This window comes from Bacillus sp. JJ1521 (assembly GCF_036965165.1).
Taxonomy (GTDB): Bacteria; Bacillota; Bacilli; order Bacillales; family Bacillaceae_L; genus Ferdinandcohnia.
Map to the genome: position 1 here is coordinate 3,984 of NZ_JBALOX010000277.1, position 934 is coordinate 4,917.

Below are 934 nucleotides of genomic sequence, written 5' to 3' on the forward strand. Positions count from 1 at the left end.
GTTTCTCAAGTAGAAGCTTTTGGTCGCGATTATGTTGAGATTGTATTGACTGGCGATACATTCGATGATTCTTATGAAGAAGCAGTGGCATGCTGCGAAAGAGAAAAACGTACATTCATTCATCCATTTGACGATGCTGATGTAATAGCAGGACAAGGTACAGTAGCGGTCGAGATTTTAAACGATTGCGCTGAACCAGTTGACTTTGTATTTGCAGCAATAGGTGGGGGCGGACTCATTTCAGGTATCTCAACCTATATGAAGAGTATTTCTCCAGAGACAAAAGTGATTGGTGTTGAACCAGCGGGTGCAGCAAGCATGAAGACGTCAATTGCAAATGGTTCGGTTACAACATTGCCGAAGATTGATAAGTTTGTTGACGGGGCAGCGGTTAAAACGGTTGGCGAAAAAACATATGAAATTAGTAATGAACTTGTTGACGATATTGTTGTTGTACCAGAGGGCAAGGTTTGTACAACCATTTTGGACTTATATAATGAAAATGCCATCGTTGCGGAGCCTGCAGGTGCATTATCATTAGCGGCTCTTGATTTGTACAAGGATAAGCTAAAAGGTAAAACCGTGGTTTGTGTGCTTAGCGGTGGAAATAATGATATCAGCAGAATGCAGGAAATTAAAGAGCGTTCAATGCTTTATGAAGGTTTACAATGTTATTTTATCGTGAATTTCCCACAAAGAGCTGGTGCGTTACGTGAATTATTACTTGAAGTATTAGGCCCAACTGACGATATTACTCGATTTGAATACACTAAGAAAAATAACAAGGAAAATGGTCCTGCACTCGTCGGGATTGAACTTAAGCATAAGGATGACTATGAGGCTTTAGTGAACCGGATGGTGAAAAAAGGGTTCCCATTCCGCGAGTTAAATAAAGAAAATACTTTATTTAATTTATTGATCTAAAATTCAATTA

Annotated in this window: 1 protein-coding gene; it reads left to right on the top strand. The window is 39.3% G+C overall.

Features of this window, described 5'->3' with window-relative positions:
* A partial coding sequence (gene ilvA / locus V7147_RS24740) for a threonine ammonia-lyase IlvA (RefSeq protein WP_335370452.1) occupies positions 1-924 on the top strand: 924 nt, incomplete at its 5' end.
* Positions 925-934 lie beyond the last annotated feature (10 nt).